Source organism: Rummeliibacillus sp. G93, assembly GCF_023515935.1.
Classification (GTDB): Bacteria; Bacillota; Bacilli; order Bacillales_A; family Planococcaceae; genus Rummeliibacillus; species Rummeliibacillus stabekisii.
Genome location: NZ_CP097314.1, coordinates 620,692 through 642,392 on the forward strand (window position 1 = coordinate 620,692; position 21,701 = coordinate 642,392).

Annotated in this window: 22 protein-coding genes; 18 read left to right on the plus strand and 4 right to left on the minus strand. The window is 38.0% G+C overall.

The window, feature by feature from the left end; genetic code table 11:
• Window positions 1-540 precede the first annotated feature (540 nt).
• Window positions 541-1,857 (plus strand): NAD-dependent malic enzyme, encoded by a 1,317-nt coding sequence (locus M2M59_RS02995; protein WP_249775470.1) that lies wholly within the window; start codon window positions 541-543, stop codon window positions 1,855-1,857.
• 309 nt (window positions 1,858-2,166) lie between these two features.
• On the opposite strand, the gene M2M59_RS03000 is transcribed toward M2M59_RS02995, so the two are convergent.
• Window positions 2,167-3,744: an FMN-binding glutamate synthase family protein gene (locus tag M2M59_RS03000; protein WP_147194834.1), complete on the minus strand. Its 1,578-nt coding sequence runs from the start codon at window positions 3,742-3,744 to the stop codon at window positions 2,167-2,169.
• 299 nt (window positions 3,745-4,043) lie between these two features.
• Window positions 4,044-5,366 (minus strand): branched-chain amino acid transport system II carrier protein, encoded by a 1,323-nt coding sequence (brnQ, locus tag M2M59_RS03005; RefSeq protein WP_249775471.1) that lies wholly within the window; start codon window positions 5,364-5,366, stop codon window positions 4,044-4,046.
• Between the two features lie 624 nt (window positions 5,367-5,990).
• On the opposite strand from brnQ, the gene M2M59_RS03010 reads away from it, so the two are divergent.
• Complete coding sequence (locus M2M59_RS03010) at window positions 5,991-7,034, plus strand: glycosyltransferase family 4 protein (RefSeq protein WP_066784542.1); 1,044 nt, start codon at window positions 5,991-5,993, stop codon at window positions 7,032-7,034.
• 400 nt (window positions 7,035-7,434) lie between these two features.
• Here M2M59_RS03010 and M2M59_RS03015 read toward each other — a convergent pair whose 3' ends face one another.
• Together M2M59_RS03015 and M2M59_RS03020 are read right to left on the minus strand one after the other, a co-directional pair.
• Complete coding sequence (locus M2M59_RS03015) at window positions 7,435-8,646, minus strand: LCP family protein (RefSeq protein WP_249775472.1); 1,212 nt, start codon at window positions 8,644-8,646, stop codon at window positions 7,435-7,437.
• 137 nt (window positions 8,647-8,783) lie between these two features.
• Window positions 8,784-9,419, minus strand: a complete 636-nt coding sequence (locus M2M59_RS03020; RefSeq protein WP_249775473.1) for a YigZ family protein — start codon at window positions 9,417-9,419, stop codon at window positions 8,784-8,786.
• 186 nt (window positions 9,420-9,605) lie between these two features.
• Between M2M59_RS03020 and M2M59_RS03025 the strand changes: the two genes are divergently transcribed.
• The 16 genes from M2M59_RS03025 (at window position 9,606) to hag (ending at window position 21,683) form a co-directional block, all read left to right on the plus strand.
• Window positions 9,606-10,751, plus strand: a complete 1,146-nt coding sequence (locus M2M59_RS03025) for a sensor histidine kinase (RefSeq protein ID WP_249775474.1) — start codon at window positions 9,606-9,608, stop codon at window positions 10,749-10,751.
• A 32-nt stretch (window positions 10,752-10,783) separates the two neighbouring features.
• Complete coding sequence (locus M2M59_RS03030; RefSeq protein ID WP_066784550.1) at window positions 10,784-11,458, plus strand: response regulator transcription factor; 675 nt, start codon at window positions 10,784-10,786, stop codon at window positions 11,456-11,458.
• Between the two features lie 215 nt (window positions 11,459-11,673).
• The gene (locus M2M59_RS03035; protein WP_249775475.1) at window positions 11,674-12,303 is read left to right on the plus strand and encodes a nuclear transport factor 2 family protein; all 630 of its coding nucleotides are present in this window, start codon (window positions 11,674-11,676) and stop codon (window positions 12,301-12,303) included.
• Window positions 12,304-12,434: 131 nt separating this feature from the next.
• Window positions 12,435-13,277, plus strand: a complete 843-nt coding sequence (locus tag M2M59_RS03040) for a DegV family protein (protein ID WP_249775476.1) — start codon at window positions 12,435-12,437, stop codon at window positions 13,275-13,277.
• Between the two features lie 124 nt (window positions 13,278-13,401).
• Window positions 13,402-14,391: a DEAD/DEAH box helicase family protein gene (locus M2M59_RS16510; RefSeq protein ID WP_371923801.1), complete on the plus strand. Its 990-nt coding sequence runs from the start codon at window positions 13,402-13,404 to the stop codon at window positions 14,389-14,391.
• Window positions 14,367-14,843 (plus strand): helicase-related protein, encoded by a 477-nt coding sequence (locus M2M59_RS16515; RefSeq protein ID WP_371923802.1) that lies wholly within the window; start codon window positions 14,367-14,369, stop codon window positions 14,841-14,843. The genes M2M59_RS16510 and M2M59_RS16515 overlap by 25 nt, the downstream gene beginning before the upstream one ends.
• Window positions 14,844-14,938: 95 nt before the next feature.
• Window positions 14,939-15,439, plus strand: a complete 501-nt coding sequence (locus tag M2M59_RS03050) for a ComF family protein (RefSeq protein ID WP_249775477.1) — start codon at window positions 14,939-14,941, stop codon at window positions 15,437-15,439.
• Between the two features lie 128 nt (window positions 15,440-15,567).
• Window positions 15,568-15,984, plus strand: coding sequence for a TIGR03826 family flagellar region protein (locus tag M2M59_RS03055; RefSeq protein WP_066784569.1), 417 nt, complete (start codon window positions 15,568-15,570; stop codon window positions 15,982-15,984).
• Window positions 15,985-16,153: 169 nt separating this feature from the next.
• Window positions 16,154-16,417 (plus strand): flagellar biosynthesis anti-sigma factor FlgM, encoded by a 264-nt coding sequence (gene flgM, locus M2M59_RS03060; RefSeq protein ID WP_066784580.1) that lies wholly within the window; start codon window positions 16,154-16,156, stop codon window positions 16,415-16,417.
• A gap of 12 nt (window positions 16,418-16,429) precedes the next feature.
• Window positions 16,430-16,924 (plus strand): flagellar protein FlgN, encoded by a 495-nt coding sequence (locus tag M2M59_RS03065; protein ID WP_249775478.1) that lies wholly within the window; start codon window positions 16,430-16,432, stop codon window positions 16,922-16,924.
• A gap of 29 nt (window positions 16,925-16,953) precedes the next feature.
• The gene (gene flgK / locus M2M59_RS03070; RefSeq protein WP_249775479.1) at window positions 16,954-18,549 is read left to right on the plus strand and encodes a flagellar hook-associated protein FlgK; all 1,596 of its coding nucleotides are present in this window, start codon (window positions 16,954-16,956) and stop codon (window positions 18,547-18,549) included.
• Between the two features lie 17 nt (window positions 18,550-18,566).
• Complete coding sequence (flgL, locus tag M2M59_RS03075; protein ID WP_249775480.1) at window positions 18,567-19,436, plus strand: flagellar hook-associated protein FlgL; 870 nt, start codon at window positions 18,567-18,569, stop codon at window positions 19,434-19,436.
• 54 nt (window positions 19,437-19,490) lie between these two features.
• Entirely contained in the window at window positions 19,491-20,045 is a 555-nt protein-coding gene (locus M2M59_RS03080) for a DUF6470 family protein (protein ID WP_249775481.1), read from the plus strand.
• 13 nt (window positions 20,046-20,058) lie between these two features.
• The gene (gene fliW / locus M2M59_RS03085) at window positions 20,059-20,496 is read left to right on the plus strand and encodes a flagellar assembly protein FliW (protein WP_249775482.1); all 438 of its coding nucleotides are present in this window, start codon (window positions 20,059-20,061) and stop codon (window positions 20,494-20,496) included.
• 4 nt (window positions 20,497-20,500) lie between these two features.
• The gene (csrA, locus tag M2M59_RS03090; RefSeq protein WP_249775483.1) at window positions 20,501-20,713 is read left to right on the plus strand and encodes a carbon storage regulator CsrA; all 213 of its coding nucleotides are present in this window, start codon (window positions 20,501-20,503) and stop codon (window positions 20,711-20,713) included.
• 145 nt (window positions 20,714-20,858) lie between these two features.
• A complete protein-coding gene (gene hag, locus M2M59_RS03095) occupies window positions 20,859-21,683 on the plus strand; it encodes a flagellin Hag (protein WP_249775484.1) in 825 nt (274 codons plus the stop codon).
• Window positions 21,684-21,701 lie beyond the last annotated feature (18 nt).

Genomic DNA, 21,701 nt, shown 5'->3' on the forward strand with positions numbered 1-21,701 from the left:
TTTGACTGAATTTACTTATACTTTTACTAGTATAAATGTAACTGCTCCATCTGAAAATAGGCATGTTTGCATTTTCGACAAATTTTTCATAATTTAGTGCAAAAATAAGATGATTACTTTAAAATAAAATAGAATTACTGTGTAAAAGAGAAGATTTAGTAATCAATACAAGGGGAATAAATAAAAATAAAGGTTATTCCTCGGGAAATAAGTCGGATTAAATAGTAAAAGAACCGCTAAGGGGGAAGCGGTTCTCTTGGGGGAAGGTTTTTTCACATGAATTTATATTTCAAATCGAAATATGCTATGGGAGTTGGATGATTATATTTCCAGTATAACTAAGTACTACAACTTCTATACAATTAATTTCTAATTGAATTAATTTTCTTTTAGCAAAATGAAAGAACCTCTACTCCGTTTATTTTGAACAGAAATCTTGTAAGTTTATAGGGAGTATATTTACCTTTAAAGACGAAAGGGGTAGAATGTATTTCTAATCGTCACAAAATAGTCATAATAGTGTAAGGTGGAGGGAAATATATGGCAATACAAAATATTATACGTAGTCTAATAGTAGAAACACCATCAAAACCAGGGAATTTCGCTAAAGTTGCAAAAGCGATCGGCGACCAAGGTGGCGATATCGGCGATATTAAGACGCTAAAGATTGGCACGTTATCTACAATTCGTGATGTATCTTGTACATGCGATAGTGGAGAACAATTGGATGCCATTGTGGGTGCGTTAAATGGCTTAGAAGATATTACTGTCCGCGCTGTTTCCGACGATGTAATGAAGGCTCATGAAGGTGGAAAAATACATATGTCCAGGAAGATTGATGTTCGTTCACTTAGTGATCTTCGACGTATTTATACACCTGGCGTGGCAAGTGTCTGCCAAGAAATTGAGCGCTCACCTGAGAAAGCAAATTACTTTACAAGCATTGGTAATACAGTAGCGATTGTCACAGATGGTACTGCTATTTTAGGGCTTGGTAATATAGGATCTGTAGCTGGGATGCCTGTCATGGAAGGCAAGTCTGTGCTGTTTGACCAATTTGCAGGAATTAGCGGTATACCAATACTACTTGATACGAGTGATCCTGATGAAGTTGTTGAAACAGTAAAACATATTTCACAAGGGTTTGGCGGGATTCTTCTAGAGGATATTGGTTCACCTCATTGCTTTGAAATTGAAGAACGCTTAAAGAAAGATTTAAATATACCTGTTATGCATGACGACCAACATGGTACTGCGGTTGTAACATTAGCTGCAGTTTTGTCTGCTAGCCGTTATGCAGGCGTTGACTTGAAGCAAGCAGTTGTTGGACAAGTAGGTCTTGGAGCTGCAGGACTTGCCATTTCTCGTATGTTGATTGAGTATGGCGTGAAAGAAGTATGCGGTAGTGATTTACAAGAAAGTTCTTGTGACCGCTTACGCAGTTTCGGTGGTACAGTCATGAATTCTTTAGAAGAGCTCATGCAAAAATGTGATATTGTGATTGCGACAACTGGTGTCAAAGGTCTTATTAAACCAAGCATGGTGAGAAAAGGGCAAATCATATTGGCGTTGTCCAATCCATACCCTGAAATCACACCAGAGGAAGCATTACAAGCAGGTGCGGCCTATGCGGCTGATGGTCGGCTTGTAAACAATGTTCTTGGGTTCCCAGGTATCTTCCGCGGTGCTCTAAATGCCAATGCAAAAAGCATTACTTATCCGATGTTGCTGGCTGCAGCGAATGCAATCGTGGATGCTACACATAATGGCGATTTAGTGCCACACCCACTAGATCCGAATGTCCACAGCTCTGTTGCGAAAGCAGTGGAACGAATTGCATTAAAAGAGTTAGATTAAAATAGGCTGGGTACCAGAATAACCTACCTTGCTTTCTAAATAAAAAAGGCAACTTTTGTTGGGTTTTCAACTGAAGTTGCCTTTTTACTTTAATTTTAAGTTTGTCAGGTATAAATATATATAAATTGTCTTATATTAAGATGGTTAAGCATGTAAGCTCTAGTAGATGGTAGTGAGGTAGATTTGTATCAGTTGAAACAATCGAATGAATTTATACGAAAAAAACGAGTATAAGAACGAAGGAATCGCTCTTATACTCGCATATATTCACCATCCTGCTAAAGAGCAGGGGAGCTATTTCTATTTAAATTAAAATTTAGGATTAAGGTTTTCTACTTTATATACACGGCCATGTTCATCTTTATAGACAATATGTTCGCTATTAAATTTAGTAGGAGAATCCAAGCCGGCAGCAGCTGCTACTCGGTAAAGGCCTTCCCGCATTGTTAAAATATAGTTAGTAACACGGAACTTCTTCTCATCAACGATTAAACCATTTTGTAGTTTTGGATCTGTTGTAGCTACTCCTGCAGGGCATTCATTTGTGTGACAACGTTGTGCCATAATGCAGCCTACTGAAATCATAAATCCACGTGCTACATTGATTAAATCTGCGCCAAGGCCAAGGATGACTGCTGCACGATCTGAAGTGATAATTTTACCGGAAGCTATGATTTTGACACGGTCTCGAACACCATGTTTTACAAGTGCGTCATGTAAAAGGACAAGACCGCTGTGCAATGGAAGCCCCACACTATCAGCTAAATCTTGATAAGTAGCACCAGTACCGCCTTCAGCACCATCGATTGTAATGAAGTCAGGGCCTTTGCCAGACTCTTTCATATATGAAGCAAGGTTGTCTGCATCATCTGGACTGCCGATAACCACTTTAATGCCGACTGGAAGTCCGCCTACCTCACGAATTTGTTCGATAAAGTCGAATAATGATGGGAAATCATCGAATTGGCGGAAACGGTTTGGACTGTTGATTGTTTTACCAGGTACTACGTTACGGATACGGGCAATCTCTTCGGTTACTTTATCGCCTTCGACGTGGCCGCCTCGTGTTTTTGCACCTTGAGCCAATTTTAGTTCAAATGCTTTTACTTGTGGTATAGCTGCTTTTTCTTTTAATAATTCAAAACTGAAGTCGCCTTCAAGTGTACGGAAGCCAAATAAACCAGAACCAATTTGTGCGATTAGGTCAGAACCACCCGCTAAATGGTGATCGGAAACGCCCCCTTCACCAGTGTTCATCCAAGAACCTTTGGCTAAGCCGATCCCTTTTGATAAAGCGCTAATTGCATTTTTCCCTAAAGCACCATAACTCATCGCTGATTGGCCAACCAAGCTCTTCACATGGAAAGGCTCACGGCAATTAGGTCCGATGACAACGGCGTCTTCATCAGGCAATAACCATGGTTTAGCGACAATTTTTTCAGTATGCTCTTTACGGCTAATTAGGCTATCTGAATCAATTACATATTTTTGTGTTTCAACTGTTTGTGTTTGGTCTACGCGCATTTCTTCTACTTGTTTAGTAAATGTGGCATTACGAATATAATATCCTGGTTCTTCAAAATTTCTTTTTGAACCAAATCCGATGACATTACTCAAGTATTTCCCAGGTAATACGACATGTAAGAAGTCTTCTCGACTAAAAGGTTTCCCTTCATTGTCTCCGTCGAATAGATATTGTCGAAGCTCAGGACCGACTTTTTCTGTAATATAGCGGACCCTGCCAAGAACCGGGAAATTTCGCAAGATGGCATGTTGTTTTTGTTTTTTGTCCATTATTTGTAGGAATAATAATGCGATCCCTAGAACAACGACAAAGATTGCCAATAAAATTAAAATAATCGAAGCGACTAATTCATACCACTCCATTTTTGTTACACCCTCAATCCTTTGTGTCTAATTTATGAATATATCTCAATAGCGTATTAAATATATCACACTATGAGATGAATTCAAGCTTTTGTTCTTAAAAAGTTGAGTCTTTTATAAAATTTTTGAAAGCGTTTTTTTATAGTTGTAAATTTAATCAAAATTAATAATTATATAGAAGGTAAATGATTGACTATGACTGGTTAAAGGGAAGGTTTAAAATATTGTTTTATCCTATTAAATGAAAGCACAATAAAAAGCGATTAGAGATTCGCTCTAATCGCTTAAATAATAATATATTATTTTCTTTTTAGGAAAAGAGAAATGATCCAGCCAATCACTGCACCAATTAAAGCGGGAATGAGCCAACCAATTCCTGTTGTATAGAGTGGAATTTCTTTCAAAAATGCCTCATAGCCTGGCCATTTAATATTTGCACCTTTAAGACCATCGTAAATACTAATGAGGGCAGTAAAGATTAGTGCAGTAATGTATACAGAGCGTGCGTCATTGAACCATTTAGATACCAATGTTAATATCATCAAAACAATTGCTAGCGGATAAATAGCTAATAGAACTGGTGTTGAAACTGCAATTAGTTGTGCTAGACCTATGTTTGATACAACAGTAGAGAAGATTGCGAAAATCCAAACCCATGTTTTATATGAAATCGATGGGAACAATTTATAGAAAAACTCTGATGAGGCTGTCATTAATCCGATCGAAGTTGTCAGACATGCCAGCAAAATCACCGCAGTTAATAAAATGTTACCGAATTGTCCATATAGAATGTAGGCAGACTTTGTAATAATATCTGCACCTTCTTTAAATTGGCCAATTGATTGGTAGCTGGAAGAACCTATATAACCAAGAGCTATATAAACGAGCGCAAGCCCAGCTGCTGCAATAAAGGCTGCAAAAACAGTTGTTTTCACAACAGTTGGTTTATGCGTAATATTTTTACCCTTCAATGCTTCGATGATTACAATACCGAAAATTAGTGCTGCAAGAAAGTCCATTGTTAAATAGCCCTGTACAAAACCTTCGCCGAATGGATTTGAGACATATTTACCAATCGCTTTTCCAGCTCCATCCATTGGGGTTACAACAGCTTTTACGGCAAGAGCCGCGATTACAATCAGAAGTGCTGGTGTTAGAATTTTTCCTACTCGGTCAATAAGCTTGCTTGGATTCAATGCAAAAAACACGGTAATTAAGAAGAAGAGTATTGTAAAAATAATTAGTGGCCAGCTCATAGAAGCGGTATGTTCTGATAAATAAGGTTTTACCCCTAATTCGTATGAAACGGTTCCGGTACGCGGCATGGCGAAGAAAGGACCGATAGCTAGATAAACAATTGCTGTGAAGATGATTCCAAATAATGGACTTACTTTAGAAGCCATATCCTGTAATTCGCCACCTGATTTAGCAACTGTAATAACGCCTAGTAAAGGCAAACCCACACCTGTGATTAAAAATCCTATAATGGCTAAAACAAAATGTTCGCCTGATTGTTGTCCTAGCAATGGCGGGAAAATAATGTTGCCTGCACCAAGGAAAAGGGCAAATAGCATAAAACCTACCGAAATTTTTTCTCCAAGTGACAGTTTTTGAATTTCCATAGAAAAACTCCTTTGTACTTAGGCACTGAAAAATCTAAGAAGTGTTTTAGTGTTTTTCATTGGCCTGTGTTTTGCCGTATATCATTTTTTAATTAGAATAGTGAGTGAATTTATTTAATATCTGAAAATTCTAATTAAAATTTCAAAAGCTATTGATTAGAGTAACATAAAAAAATATCGAAAAAAACACTATTTTGTGATAAAAAGATGAATATTTTTATAATTTGTCGAATACATTAAAATCTTAAGGCTTTTTAAATGTATTTATTTACTATTAACAGTTCTATTTTAAAGAGATCAATAGTCTGGTAAAATGAAGAACAATAATTGGAACAATTTGTTCTTAAATACGTCTTGTAATTTTAGAGTATCCCAATTAATATATAGTGAAGATTAGAAATAAGTAGAGCGACTGCATTTTGTCTATGTGTATAAAGAATAGAATTGGGGAAGAAGTACATTTGTGAATGTGAGTTGCCCAATGAATTCCTTGAAAGAGACTGCTATTTTGCTAATTTCGTGTTATAATAGTCTTTGTACTTAATGAGAAATAGTATATCACTGCGTTATTGGGACGCATATTTCATATAAAATGATGTAGAGTTCGTAAGGAGGACGGGTAATATGACTTACCTAGCATTAATTGTAGCTTTTGTTGCTTCAATACTCTTGACTCCGTTCGTTAAGAAACTCGCATACCGCATTGGCGCTGTTGATAAACCAAACCATCGCAAAGTACACAGCAGTGTAATGCCGCGACTTGGCGGTTTAGCCATTTTTATAGCCTTTCTAATAGGGATTGCTGTGGCACATCCTATGGATAAGTCTGTATCGATAGTTGCTATTTTGCTTGGCGGCTTTGTGATTGTTATAACTGGGGCTCTTGATGATATGCTTGAAATTACGCCAAAAGCAAAACTGCTTGGCCAATTGGCAGCAGCATTAATCGTCATCTTCTTTGGCGGCGTTCAAATTGATTTTATCAACTTGCCTTTTAACGGAAAATTAGACTTTGGATACTTTAGTATTCCATTAACGATACTTTGGATATTAGCTATTACAAATGCAATTAACTTAATAGATGGATTGGATGGCCTTGCTGCTGGTGTTTCTACGATTGCTTTAGTTACACTTGCTGGTATGGCGTTTATTATGAGTAATGGTTTTGTACTTGTGATTGCTTTAATTCTTGCTGCAAGTACTTGTGGTTTCTTATTTTATAATTTCCATCCAGCTAAAATTTTTATGGGTGATACAGGCGCGCTGTTCCTTGGCTTTATGATTGCCGTCTTATCATTACTAGGTTTTAAAAATGTTACGTTTATCTCTTTGGTTATTCCGATCGTAATGTTAGGCGTGCCAATTTCAGATACGTTCTTTGCTATTGTGCGCCGTTTATTAAATAAACAACCGCCATTTAGTCCTGACAAATCCCATTTGCATCACCGTTTGATGAGTCTTGGATTTACTCATCGCCAAACAGTACTGTTAATTTACGGTATTGCAGCGATGTTCGGAGTAGCAGCAGTTACATTCTCGATGGCTACAGTATGGGGAGCTATTTTGTTAATCACGGTGATCTTGATAGCCATTGAATTATTTGTTGAAGCGATTGGACTAGCTGGACAAAATTACCGACCACTTTTAAATCTAGTAAGACGTAAATAAATAGTGATTGTTTAAAATTCTAATTAAAAGACGTGAAAGATATATATCTTTCACGTCTTTTTTTAGTTAATAAATAGATAAAGGAGATGAACGACAAAGTGAAGTTTTATAAGAGAGGAAGGATGACTCAGTTCTTATTAAACTCAAAATAGATGGACTATTATAACTAGTGTAGTAGATACGATATCTCCTAATATATGCGTGATCTGAAAGTCCTGCATGAACGTAGTGACAAAGCGAGGGAACCAAGCGCGCAGAAAGTGCTTCTTAAAACGAAACAATTATTGCGCAATACTAATTTGAATTAAAAAAATTATTGTGAAAGACCAAAAAACACCCCAAAGCTAGATTTGATTCTAACGTTTGGGGTGTTTTTTATTTATTAGCCAATGAAGCGACTTTATTGATTACCGCCGGAATTGTAACTGCCACTATAGTTGTTAGTGGATCCAGATTGGTAGCCAGCATTGTTGTTTCCAGTATTATTATTTTGTTGGTTTGTGTTTTGCTGTTGGTTATTCGTGTTTTGTTGATTAGTATTGTTCTGCTGATTATTAGTATTTTGTTGATTAGTGTTGTTGTCAGTTTGTTGATTTGATTTGTTTAAATCACTGTCACTAATTCCTAGTTGTTTTTGCAAAACTTGGCGTGTTTCAGCTAAACCATTTTCGTCAAGTTTATAGTAGTAAACACCTGTAGACATATCATCGTTACCTTTTAATGAAAGCGACTTAACTTTTGGCATCCCGTTTTTCACATAGGCCGCAAGGGACTTCATTTCGCCGAACGTCATATTGGTTTTCATATTGTTACCGATTGCTGCAAGGATGTTATCATATTTTGTGAATGATGAAACGGAAGAAGCTTTTTTAATTATGGCTTTTAAAATCATTTGTTGGCGTTCGCCGCGCTGTATGTCGCTGTCCTGATGGCGTGTACGTGCAAGTGCTAATGCTTCACTACCATTTAGGACTTGCTTTCCAGGTTTTAAGTTAACTGTCCGTTTATCATTTTCGTCTAACTCATGTAGGGCATACGGTACTTTCACTTCGATACCGCCTAATGCATCTACAATCTGAATAAACGCATCAAAGTTCAATCGATAATAGTAATCCACTGGTACATTCAACAAGTTTTCAACAGTATCGATTGTAGCTTGTGTACCGCCATAAGCGTGGGCGTGCGTGATTTTATCTTGGTAGCCTACATAGGGAATATATACATAAGAGTCACGCGGAATGCTTAGTAATTTTACTGATTTATCTTTGTTATTTAAAGTGGCAAGCATTAATGCATCTGAGCGGGAATGATCAGTGCCTTGTTCTCGTTTTTCGCTGTCATCAATCCCAACAAATAGGATTGAGATATTGTCTTTCAACGGTTCTACTTTTTCAGTACGCAAATCAGATTTTTCACGTTGGTTTTCATTATCATATGCTTTGTTGGCAGCCTTCTCGCCTTGTTTGTATAAATAGTATGCATAGGCACCGCCAGAAACGAGCATTAATGCAATGACAATTAAAAAGACTTTTAAAGCGAGACGCGACTTTTTCTTCTTAGGCGTCTTTTTCACTCTTTTCTCTTTTTTTGCCTGTATTCTAGAATTTGTCATATATAATCTCCTCTAAATTTAGGAATACTAAGTGTAGATAATTATTTGACGCTATTCAAAAGAAAGAAGTTTCTTTTAGCACATATAGCGAACTTCATTATACTATGTGAAAATGTAAAGGTAAAATTAAAATTTCATTATATTTTGTCGAATTCACGAAATACTTTGTCAACACATGTAATCATTACTTGCCCATTAGTCATGTTTGTTAACCATTCGCTAAACTCTGCTTCTTGTTCTTCAGGAACATATACGTAAAATTCTACATTATCTGCGTAAGCAATCTCTTTAATTAAATAAGAAGAATTTCGAATTTCATTTTCTAGTTTTCCGAGCCAGGTATAGTCAATTGCTGCTTTCATAACATTATGTAACTTTCGTTCTACGACTCCGCTAGCCTCAATACCAGCAGACGCTGCCTTACCATACGCTCGTACTAAACCGCCTGCACCTAATTTTATGCCACCGAAGTAGCGGGTGATGACAATGACTGTATCCTGCAGGTTTTGTTTTTTGATAACTTCTAATATAGGTACACCGGCAGTTCCACTAGGTTCCCCATCATCATTTGCTTTTTGGTATTGGTTATTCTCACCGATTATATATGCAGAGCAGTTGTGATTTGCAGAATGATGCTCTTTTTTAATTGATTGAATAAAGTCTAATGCTTCTTCCTCATTTTCCACCCGTTTACAATTAGAGATAAATCTTGATTTTGATATTACGATTTCATTGGAACCAGCGCTTTTTATTGTTAAATAATTTTTTCTCATGTTACACTCCTCTTTATATAGGTCCTATTTCGTGAAGCCTTAGACATCTGTTTGTCATCATAATTTAATAGTCTTAAGTCTGACACGTGATATAATAATGATGTGAATACAGTAGGAAAGATATATAAGCCAGCAAACAGGCGAAGTATTGATTTAAATGTAGCACAAAAAATAAGGATGATGTAAATGTTAAACGATAAATTCGACTTAGAATCGTTGGATTTAATCTTCAACCGAATGATTAAAACCATCGACGAATCAAAGAATGACATCTTCACTATCAGTGAACAGAGTCGCAAAACATTTGATGAAATGAAACTCGAGCTGGAACAAGTTCGTTCTAAAATAAAGGAAGTAATTCTGGAAAATGATGTGCTAGAGAAAAAGTCACGATTGTCGAGAGTTCGTTTAGCGGAAGTTTCTAAGAATTTCAACATTTATAGTGAAGCAGAGATTCAAAAAGCCTATGACCAAGCAAATAAGATTCAGATTCGTTACTCGATTCTTCAAGCGGAAGAAAGGTTATTGCGTGATAAGAGAGATGACTTAGAAAGAAGAATGCGCTCTCTACTCGATACAATTGAACGGGCGGATCATTTAGTGAGCCAAGTCAACGTTGTGTTAAATTATTTGACCGTTGATTTGAAGAGCATTCGCCCGGCATTAGAAAATGCGAAGATGCGTGAAGACTACACCATGAAAATTATTGAAGCCACTGAAGAAGAAAGAAAACGGATTTCAAGAGAAATTCATGATGGTCCCGCACAAATGCTTGCTAATGTATTGCTACGCACTGATATAATTAATCGTACATATCAAGAACGAGGTATTGAAAAAGCTTTGCTGGAAATAGTAGAACTAAAGGGTATGGTGCGGGATGCCTTGCATGAGGTAAGACGTATTATTTATGATTTACGGCCTATGGCTCTAGATGACTTAGGAATCGTACCGACCTTGAGAAAATACCTAAGTTCTGTAGAAGAGTATCATCAAGGAACGAAGGTTTATTTCCAAAGCATTGGAGAACAGACCCGGCTTGATTCAAAATACGAAGTAGCCATTTTCCGTTTGGTGCAAGAGTGTGTAAATAATGCCATCCAACATGGAAAATCACATCAGGTGTGGGTTAAACTAGAGAGTTGTAAAGACTTTATCAATATCTCCATTAAAGATGATGGCATTGGATTTGATCCACAAACTACAAAACAGAATTCTTTTGGCTTGATTGGAATGAAGGAACGTGTCGATTTGCTAGGTGGCGAAATGAATTTAGATTCTGTAGAAAAACAAGGAACGCGCATCATGTTTAAAATACCAATTAAAACAAAATAGAGAATTTAGGTGCAATTTAGGAGGAAGTTTTCATGACAAAAATTATTATTATTGATGATCATCAATTATTCCGCGAAGGGGTTAAACGTATATTGGACTTTGAAGATTCATTTGAAGTCGTTGCAGAAGGCGACGATGGTACGGATCTTATCCAACTATATGAAGAGTATCAACCAGATGTTGTCTTGATGGATATTAATATGCCACAAAAAAATGGCGTCGAAGCAACAGCTGAGCTTATTGAAGGACACCCTAATGCTAAAGTGATGATTTTGTCCATCCATGATGACGAGTCATATGTATCGCATGCATTAAAATCAGGTGCATTAGGTTATATGCTTAAAGAAATGGATGCGGATGAAATTGTTGATGCGATTAAAATCGTAGCTGCTGGCGGCTCCTACTTGCATCCAAAAGTAACAAGAAACTTAGTAGCGGAATACCGTCGTTTAAGCGAACGCGAAAACAAAGGTTCATTCCATCAAACAGAAATTCGTCGTCCATTCCACTTGCTTACAAAGCGTGAATGTGAAGTGCTACAACTTTTAACAGATGGTCAAAGCAATAGAGCAATTGGTGAAACATTATTCATCTCAGAGAAAACAGTTAAAAACCATGTATCAAGCATTCTTCAAAAAATGAATGTAAACGACCGTACGCAAGCAGTGGTTACAGCAATTAAAAACGGCTGGGTCGAAGTAAGATAAGAAATTTAAAAAGCTAGAGTATAGCGGAGTTCGACCCGCTACTCTAGCTTTTTACTATTTATACCGTGTTAAGATGGATACCGAGGAAGTTAAGGGAGTTAAAAGAAGATGACACGCTTTCTTAACTGGATTATACTGATATTGTTTGAAATGAAACATATTAATTCTTTTGACGTCAATATGTTTGCTGAATACAAAGTAGGAGGGCCTCATCCATGTTTTTACGAAAGATAGCGCTAGTCGGTGTATGTGCGTTGATGCTAGCTGCATGTGGCAACAATGATGAAAAAGCGAGTAGCAATACAGGGTCGACCAAAGATAGTGATTATACATCTCAAAATAACGCGATTAATCACGGTATTTCCGATACGAAACAAAATACAGAAGCGAATGAACAGGCCGCGAAATCATCTGTTTCTTCAGATGATGAAGGTGTAGGTTTTGAGCTAAATTCAGACGGTAAAGTTGATGAAGATCAAACAGCGCCAGCTGAAGAGAAAAAAGCTATATTAGCCGTCTTCGATGAATATATTGCTGCTTTTAATGATAAAGATATTGATCGATATGCCAATACCATTGCTGATAAACCACAAGGCTTCGATTATAAAGAAGAAATTGACTACACTAAACAAGCGTTTAAAGACTATGATGTAAAGCGCACCGCTAAAAATATTATCTTGAAGAAATACAAGGACAATTACGCAGAAATCTTTGCGAATATCAAAACTGTTGTGAAACAAGATAGCAACTCCTTCACACAACCACTCAACCAAGTGACAGTAATGACGAAGGACAATGGCAAATGGGGCATTTCTGCCGTCTATGTCATGGGCACAAAAAAATAGAAGTACTGCTAATGGACGCGGAGAAATCTTTGCGTTCATTTTTGTTTTGCCGGGTTTAGCTATTTCCCATTGAACATAACAAGTGATCTATTATAGAATTGTATTTATGTAGGTAGGGGAGTGAACAATTAATGACAACCGCCATCGTTACAGATAGCACAGCCTATCTGTCAGAGGATGAAATAAAAGATTTAAATATACATGTAGTCCCACTAAGCGTTATTTTTGAGGGAGAGTCTTATGAGGAAGGCGTCGATTTGGACGTAGGGACGTTCTATAAAAAAGTTCGGGAAGAAAAAGACCTTCCTAAAACATCGCAGCCGCCAATCGGCAAATTTGTCTCCTTGTTTGAAAAACTTGCGAAAGACTATGATGAAGTCGTAACAATCCATTTATCAAGTGGTATTAGTGGAACATATCAAGGCGCTGTACAAGCTGGTGAGATGGTCAAAAATTTAGATGTACATGGTTTTGATAGTGAAATTGCCTGTTATGTCCAAGGCTTCTATGTCATTGAGGCAGGTAAAATGGCCAAACAAGGTGCTTCTGCAAAAGAAATCATAGCGAGACTTGAAGAAATGAAAAAAACAGTACGTGCTTACTTTATGGTGAACGATTTGGCGCACTTGCAACGTGGTGGCCGCCTGTCAGCAGCATCAGCCTTAATCGGTGGGTTGCTGCAGGTTAAACCTATCTTGCATTTCCAAGATAAAGTGATTGTCCCATTTGAAAAAATTCGTACACGTAAAAAAGCGCTTAAGCGTATAGAAGATTTACTTGGCGAAGATGTAGCAGTCCATCCAAATATCAAAGCTTCCGTCATCCATGGTAATTGTGAAGAGGAAGGGAAAGAATGGATGCGTGTCCTTCAAGAAAAATATCCATCCGTTGAATTCACATTAAGCTATTTCGGTCCTGTCATTGGTACGCACCTTGGCGAAGGTTCACTTGGGCTTGGATGGTATCGAAAATAATTGTTAAAATCCCGTTGATGCAAGTTTGTCTATCGGGATTTTTTCTTTTATGAAATAACCCTTGTTAGGACTCTAGAATATCGCTAAACTTAATTCAATCCAACCCCAGAATTGGAGGGAATCATTGCGATTTCAGTTAAACAAAACACAGCTTAATCTTACCCAATCTTCTCCTTTACATCTTTTGCATCATCAGCTTCGAGACTTTTTAACTGGCAGGCTATGGCTACGCAATCAATCATTTTTAAGAAGTGAAACAATCGATCAGCAAATTAAGCTTGGCTATGTAGAAGTCATCCCTGGTATTCAATTAATCTCAACAACCAATCATTTATTTTCCAAAGAAAAATGGCAATGTAATCGTTGCCGCAATATAAACCAACACTTTTTCGCATGTTTTCATTGTGCAAAGTGTGAACAAACATGTGTGTATTGCAGGCATTGCATTAACATGGGCAGAGTCAGTTCCTGTACACAATTAATAAAATGGATCGGTCCTCCAAAGAAAATAGTGACCAAGGGAAATACGTTTATATGGGAAGGTACCTTTACACCTCAGCAAGAAAAAGCTTCTGTCGAACTGATAGAAAGTGTACGCCTAAGTAAAGATCATCTTACTCATGCAGTATGTGGCGCGGGGAAAACTGAGATATTATTCCCAGCAATTGCTGAATGCCTAAAGTGCCATAAACGAGTATGTGTGGCGACGCCTCGAACAGATGTGGTGCTCGAGCTTGCTCCGCGGATACAAAAAGTGTTTCCACAAACATTTGTACAAGCACTTTATGGGGGAGCGGAGGTAGATAAACGCTATTCCCAACTCATTATTGCAACGACACATCAGCTTTACCGTTTTGAAGAGGCATTTGATGTAGTCATAGTTGATGAAGCGGATGCCTTTCCATATACATTTGATCAAACATTACAAGAAGCTGTGCAGAAAGCAAAGAAACCGGAAGCACCCATTCTTTATGTAACCGCAACACCATCTGATGAATTAAAAATAGGATTAATAAAAGCAAGGGCGGATATTCTTTTATTCCTAGAAGATATCATACACACCCTTTGCCAGTGCCGCGTTTTGATTCATTGTTCAGTTATCAAAAGAAACTAACAAAAGGCAAAATCCCTCAAAAGCTAAAGCAATGGATTTGTGATCGGCTGGAGAAAGAAGAACCTTTTTTAGTATTTTTTCCTACAATTGAGCTAATGGAAAAGTCGGTTGACTTATTTCAGCAATTGCATCCAGCTATACAAGCTGTTCACGCAGAGGACTCAGACCGAAAAGAAAAGGTGCTTTCATTAAAACAGAGTAAAATACCAGGGCTTTTGACCACAACTATTTTAGAACGTGGTATCACCATTCCACGAGTGCAAGTAGCGGTGATTGGTTCGGAAAGCGCCATTTTCAACAAAAGTGCGCTCATCCAAATTGGTGGACGTGTCGGCCGCTCAGCGGACCATCCTTCAGGAGATTTAGTATTCTTCCATCATGGCATTACGTTGGAAATGGATGAGGCACGAAGGGAAATCGTAAAGCTGAACGAAATGGAAGTGATTCAATGATGCACTGCTATTTATGCTCCGCACCATTGCGTCACCAACTTACTTGGAAGCTGCTGTTTACTTCAATGCCCGAGCCTATTGTCTGTGAGAAGTGCTTGAGGAAATTTGAGCGGGTACAAGACAGCGAGCAAAAATATGAAGATGTCTTTGCGCTATATCACTATAATGAAGCGATGCATGATTATCTTCACCAATTCAAATTTGGGCAGGATGTTGTTTTGGCAGAAGTTTTTCGGTCAGACATTGCTACTTATTTGAAAAACAGTTCTGCGACGATTGTGCCAATTCCTATGCATCCTTTAAAGAAAAAAGACCGGACATTTGCGCAGGTGGACGAACTATTGAGGGTTGCCAGCATCACTTATACACATTTACTAGAGAAAAAGACTACGCAAAACCAAGCGACTAAATCAAAAATAGAGCGGGAGCTATCAGAGCAATTTTTCAGTTTAACGGAAGATTGTCAAATAGAACATATCGATTATTTGTTGGTCGATGATATTGTGACAACAGGAACAACCTTGAAACATGCTGCTACGTTACTTATGGACACAGGTGCGAGGAAAGTAACGTCATTTGCACTGATTCAAGGATAATTTTACTTGTAGTAATATAAACTCTTATTGACTTTTCACTTAATTTTCTATAGGCATATGCTTTTTGTTTTGCTATGATGTCCATAGAATGCCAAAAGTCTTAGTGGCTATAAGTTGGAGGAATGACAATGGGAGAATTGCGAAATTGTCCGAAGTGCGGCGGCTTCTTTAATTATACCGGTGTAAGGGAAGTTTGCCCGAAGTGCACTCAGGATGAAGAAAATATGTATGAAGTTGTCTACCGTTTTTTGCGTAAACGAGAAAACCGCGCGGCGACAGTTGAACGGATTGTTGAAGTCACAGGCGTGGAAGAAGAGCTTTTATATAAATGGGTTAGAAAAAATAGGCTGCAACCGGCCTTATTCCCGAATTTAGGCTATCCGTGCGATCAATGCGGACGCATAACAACTTCAGGGAAGCTTTGTAACGAATGTGCAGATGGATTGAAAAAAGATTTAAATAAATTTAATGCAGCACGTGAATTCAGGCAAGCAAGAGAGAATCAAGATAAGGCAACTTATTTATCTGACAGAAATAATAAATAAAACACAAACCTTCATTCCTTTTAGCGAATGAAGGTTTTTAATTAGAAAAAAGTACTATATTAAATAACAAACAATAGGAACTCTTTCGTTTTATCGCGTATTGGCTTAACATTCACCAAATTGTACCGAAATAAAAAGTATATGATCATTAAAAGAGGAGGTCATTACGTTGAAAATTCAAAATTACGGTGTAAACAAAGTAAATCCATACCAAAACCAATCATTAAAAACAGAGAAACTAAAAAAGAGTACGGTCAATATGACGGACCAAATTGAAATCTCATCTGCAGCGAAAGACCTTCAAGGAATCAAAAGCTACAGCACTGACCGCGCAGAACGCATTGGTCAAATTAAAGAACAAGTGGAAGCAGGCAATTACAAAGTCGACGCAAATAAATTAGCATCAGACTTATTGCGTTATTACCGCAAATAAAGGAGAGAGAACATGTCCATAGAGCCGCTGTTAACCAGCATGAATAAACTTGAAAAAATGCATAAAAGCCTGCTCAAACTAGCTTATCGCAAAACAGATCTAATCAAAGTCGGCGATATGGAAGCTCTCGACCAAATTTTGAAAGACGAGCAAGCACATGTACTAGCCATATCGCAGCTTGAACAACAGCGCCAGAAGGCAGTAACGGATTACTTCAAAGCAAAGGGATTTGCTTCCTCTGGCAGTAATACTGTTGCGCAGGTTATAGAAGCAGCTAGCACACACGTTGAAAAAGATGCATTGAAAGAGACTAGCAATCGCTTAGTTAGTCTCATAGATTCACTGAAGCAGCAAAATGATTTAAATCAAAAAATGATTTACCAATCATTACAATATGTCAATATGACGCTCGACTTGATGCGCCCAGAGCAAAATCAAGTGAATTATTCGAAAAACGAAGCCAGAGGCAGCCATTTGCCGAAAACTAATTTTGATTCGCAAGCATAAATGCACGAATTGCTATAGGGGGAAAAAGAATGGGCTCCACTTTTATGGGTTTAGAAACAAGCAGACGCGGCCTTACAACCCAACAACAAGCACTTTACACAGTTGGCCATAATATCTCTAATGCCAATACGATCGGCTATTCACGTCAACGCGTCAACATGCAGCCGACACAAGGGTTCCCAGGTACAGGAACGAATTCGCCCCAAATGCCTGGGTTTTTAGGTACGGGCGTTGAAGCAGGCTCAATAGAAAGAATCCGCGACAAATTTGTCGACAACCAATATAGACAAGAGACCAATAAACTTGGTTATTGGCAATCCACATCGCAAGTCATTACACAAATGGAAGATATCTTAAACGAACCATCCAATTATGGACTTGCCCAAACAATGAATGAATTATGGAATTCATTGCAGGACTTAAGCGTACATCCGGAAGACGGAGGAGCACGTGCCGTTGTTGTTCAACGTGGCGTGGCGGTAGCAGATTCATTTAACTATATGGCAACATCGCTTAAACAAGTGCAAGATAACACGGGAAAAGAAATTGGTATCTCATTAAAGGATATTAATTCACTTGCTGAACAAATTGCCAATATCAATAGACAAATCAAAGATGTGGAACCAAACGGTTACTTACCAAATGATTTGTATGATGCTAGAGATAATCTGGTTGATGAGCTTTCCAGCTATTTCCCGATTGATTTGGAATATCAAAAGTCTGGGGGGAACGCATTAGCTATTTCGGAAGGTTCTCTTACTGTTTCTATTAAACTTGCTGATGGTACGAAGTTGAAATTGGTAGATGGGGCAGATCACGCTGAATTGCGGACAAAAGGTTCAACAGACGGCGTAACACCGACAGAACCTGTTACAGGCTTTTACCTTGTGAAAAAAGAACTGGATGCCGATAAAAAGGCAATTGATAAACCAGTTAACAACGATTGGTCAGCAGAAGGGGAAGAGGTTCATTTAGCAAACAAGTTTACGGAAACAGGCAAGTTAAAATCATTAGTTAATTCCTACGGCTATCGTGTAGACGGTACATCAACTGGAACCGTTACGGGAAAATTGCCAGAAATGCTAGCTAACTTAGATAAAATGGCTAAGGCTTTTGCAGAAGAGTTTAATAAGATTCACAAAACTGGTACAGATTTGAATGGTGTTCAAGGACAGGATTTCTTTGTAGTAAAAGACGCATCAAGTGGCATGTCTGCTAGTAATATTGTCGTGAATGAGACGATTGTTAAAGATCCAAAGCTAATTGCTGCATCTGATTCTACAGATGCGGAACCTGGTAATGGAAAACTTGCTCAAAAACTAGCAAATATGAAATTTTCAGCACTGACAGATTTAGGTGGCGTTAGCACGCAATCCTACTTTGAAGGACTAATAGGTCAGCTAGGAGTCGACGGCCAACAAGCAAACCGCTTGCAATATAATTCAGAAACATTGCTGCAATCTGTCACAGAACGCAGAGCATCCGTAAGTTCTGTATCCTTGGATGAAGAAATGACAAATATGATTACATTTCAAAAAGCATACAGCGCATCAGCTCGTATGATTACGGCAATCGATGAAATATTAGATAAGATCATTAACGGTATGGGCCGAGTAGGTCTGTAAGTAGGAGGTAAAGTGAGATGCGTGTAACACAATCGATGCTCTCAAACAATATGCTACGCAATCTATCAAGTAGCTACGGTAAAATGGGGGATCTGCAGCGCCAAGTGGAAACAGGGAAAAAAGTAAACCGCCCTTCAGATGATCCTGTTGTTGTTATGAAAGGGATTAACTACCGTACAGCACTTGGCAAAATAGAGCAGTATGAGCGCAATATTGGTGAAGTCAATAATTGGCTTGATACATCTGATAATACAATGGATAAGGTAGGAGCAGCATTGCAACGAACCAATGACCTGTTGATTCAGGCTTCGACGGACACAACTACAGACGAAGATCGTGAAAAAATAAAAGCTGAATTAGTTCAGCTAAGACAGCATGTACAAGACTTGTCGAATACAAAAATTGGTGACAAATACATCTTTAGTGGTACAAAAACAAATACTCCGCCTTTTGATAAAGTAACAGGAAATTATGTAAATGATGCTGCTTTTGAAAAATCAATAAATATAGAGATTTTTGATGGTATTTCATTGCAATCTAATACAACGCCAATTAAAACTTTCCAGAAGATTGATGAAATGTTTACAAAGCTGGAAAGTGCCACAACAGCTGAGGATTTCAGCAACTCTATAACGGACTTGAATACCAATAGCAATGACTTGTTGACAATCCGAGCAGACATTGGTGCACGTCAAAATCGTGTAGAACTAATGGAAGACCGTCTATCATCACAAGAAATTACTACGACAAAGCAAATGTCTGATAATGAAGATGTTGAGTATGAAAAGGCAATTACCAACATGATCACACAAGAATCTATCCACCGAGCTGCATTGTCTGTAGGAGCTCGTATTATACAACCATCACTGACAGACTTTTTACGATAAGATGAAGAAGCGTTTGGAACTTTTCCAAACGCTTCTTTTGAGAGGTGATACTTTATGTACATGCCAAAGTTGCACATTGAATCAACGCAAGGCAAACTTGGTTTAAACATTCAGCAGCCAATCCAAGAAATTCAACAGCCTCAGGCAGAGCTAGAGTTAGAACAACCAGCTGCGATTCTTGAAATCAATACAATAAAGCCGGAGCTTTCCATCGATACAATAGAAGCACGGGCAGATTTGGATTTGATGAGCAGTATACGGCGTACTGCCGAAGTTGCTAGTTATAGCAGAGGGCAACTCTTAGAGGGGATTTCAAGAAGAGCGGGTGAAGGTGACGACTTGATGCATATTGAGAATGGGGGTAATCCGATTGCTGAGCATGCCAAACAGTCTGGCAGACAGCCTTATTCTAGCTTAGGTATTAAGTTTATCCCTTCACCAGGCGGCGTTAAAATTTCATACCAACCGGGAAAGGTAAATATAGAAGCCCAACCGCAAAAAGTAATTAACAACACGAAAATCAATAAGCCAATCCATGAATATGCACCGGGTAAAGTGACAACAGAAATGCTTCAATACCCTTCATTAAAAATAGATTGGCAAGTGTAAGGGGAGATTAAACATGAATATTCTAACAGCCTATTTAGGGGAAGTAGAGATTGAATCATCTCAAATTCTTCATTTCGAACATGGCATACCAGGTTTTGAGGATGAAAAAGGGTTTGTACTACTCCCGATTGAAGATAATACGGCATTCCATGTCCTGCAATCGATTAAAACAGCAGAACTTGCTTTTATTGTGACTAATCCATTTGACATTACAACTAACTACAGCTTTGAAATCGACGAAATCATCACGCACTCCCTGCAAATAAATGATCCTAGGGATGTTGCAGTGCTATCAATTGTTTCATTAAAAGAATCAATTGAGCAATCTACGATTAATTTAAAAGCGCCAATCGTTTGGAATACAACGAATAACAAGGCAAAACAAGTTATATTAAATAACGAAGATTATGCAATACGACACCTTATCTCAACAGAAAGCGTAGAGGGGTGAAGAGATGCTAGTACTATCACGTAAAGTCGGCGAAACTATTTGGGTAGGGGACGACGTGGAAATTGTCATCACTGACATTAAAGGGGACCAAATTAAACTTGGCATTAAAGCTCCTAAAAATATTGGAATAGTACGGGGAGAACTCCGAACAGAAGTGTCACAATCTAATACGGAAGCGGTGCTCCAAAATTTAGACATATTTAAAAAGAAAAAGTAAAAAATTTATCTAAAACTATTAAACAATTACGTAATGCTCCGATAGTAAGTATGTAACAGGGAAAAGAGACCGGCCGGCTTAATTCCCTGTCAAAACACTGTGATCCACAAGGATGTGGATTGTACATTCCAAGGAGGAAATTATAATGAGAATTAACCATAATATTGCAGCTCTTAACACACACCGTCAATTGAACAGTGCTTCAGAAGCACAATCAAAATCAATGGAGAAATTATCTTCAGGTCTTCGTATTAACCGTGCTGGTGATGACGCTGCTGGTCTTGCAATCTCTGAAAAAATGCGTGGTCAAATCCGCGGTTTAGATATGGCATCTAAAAACTCTCAAGATGCAATCTCAATGATTCAAACTGGTGAGGGTGCATTAAATGAAACTCACTCAATTCTTCAACGTATGCGAGAATTAGCAGTTCAAGCAGGTAACGATACAAATACAACCGAAGATAGAGGACAACTTCAAAAAGAAGTAACTGATCTAATTGCAGAAGTTGATCGTATTGCTACTACTACACAATTCAATACTCAAAACTTATTAGATCAAACTGGTGGTACAACTGGCAAGTTTACTTTCCAAATTGGTGCAAACAAAGACCAAAAGCTAGAAGTAACATTTGCTAAAATGGATTCTGCTTCTCTAGGAATCGATGCAGTAACTGTTGCAACTGATGCTGCAACAGCTTCTGGTGCTATTGACACTCTTGATAAAGCGATTGCTAAAGTTTCTGATGAACGTGCGCAATTAGGTGCAAAACAAAACCGCCTAGAGCATACAATTAACAACTTGAACACATCTTCTGAAAACTTAACAGCTGCGGAATCTCGTATTCGTGATGTAGATATGGCGAAAGAAATGATGAACCAAACTAAGAACTCTATTCTTTCTCAAGCTGCACAAGCTATGTTGGCACAAGCTAACCAACAACCACAAGGTGTACTTCAATTACTTCGTTAATTGTTATATTATTCAAAA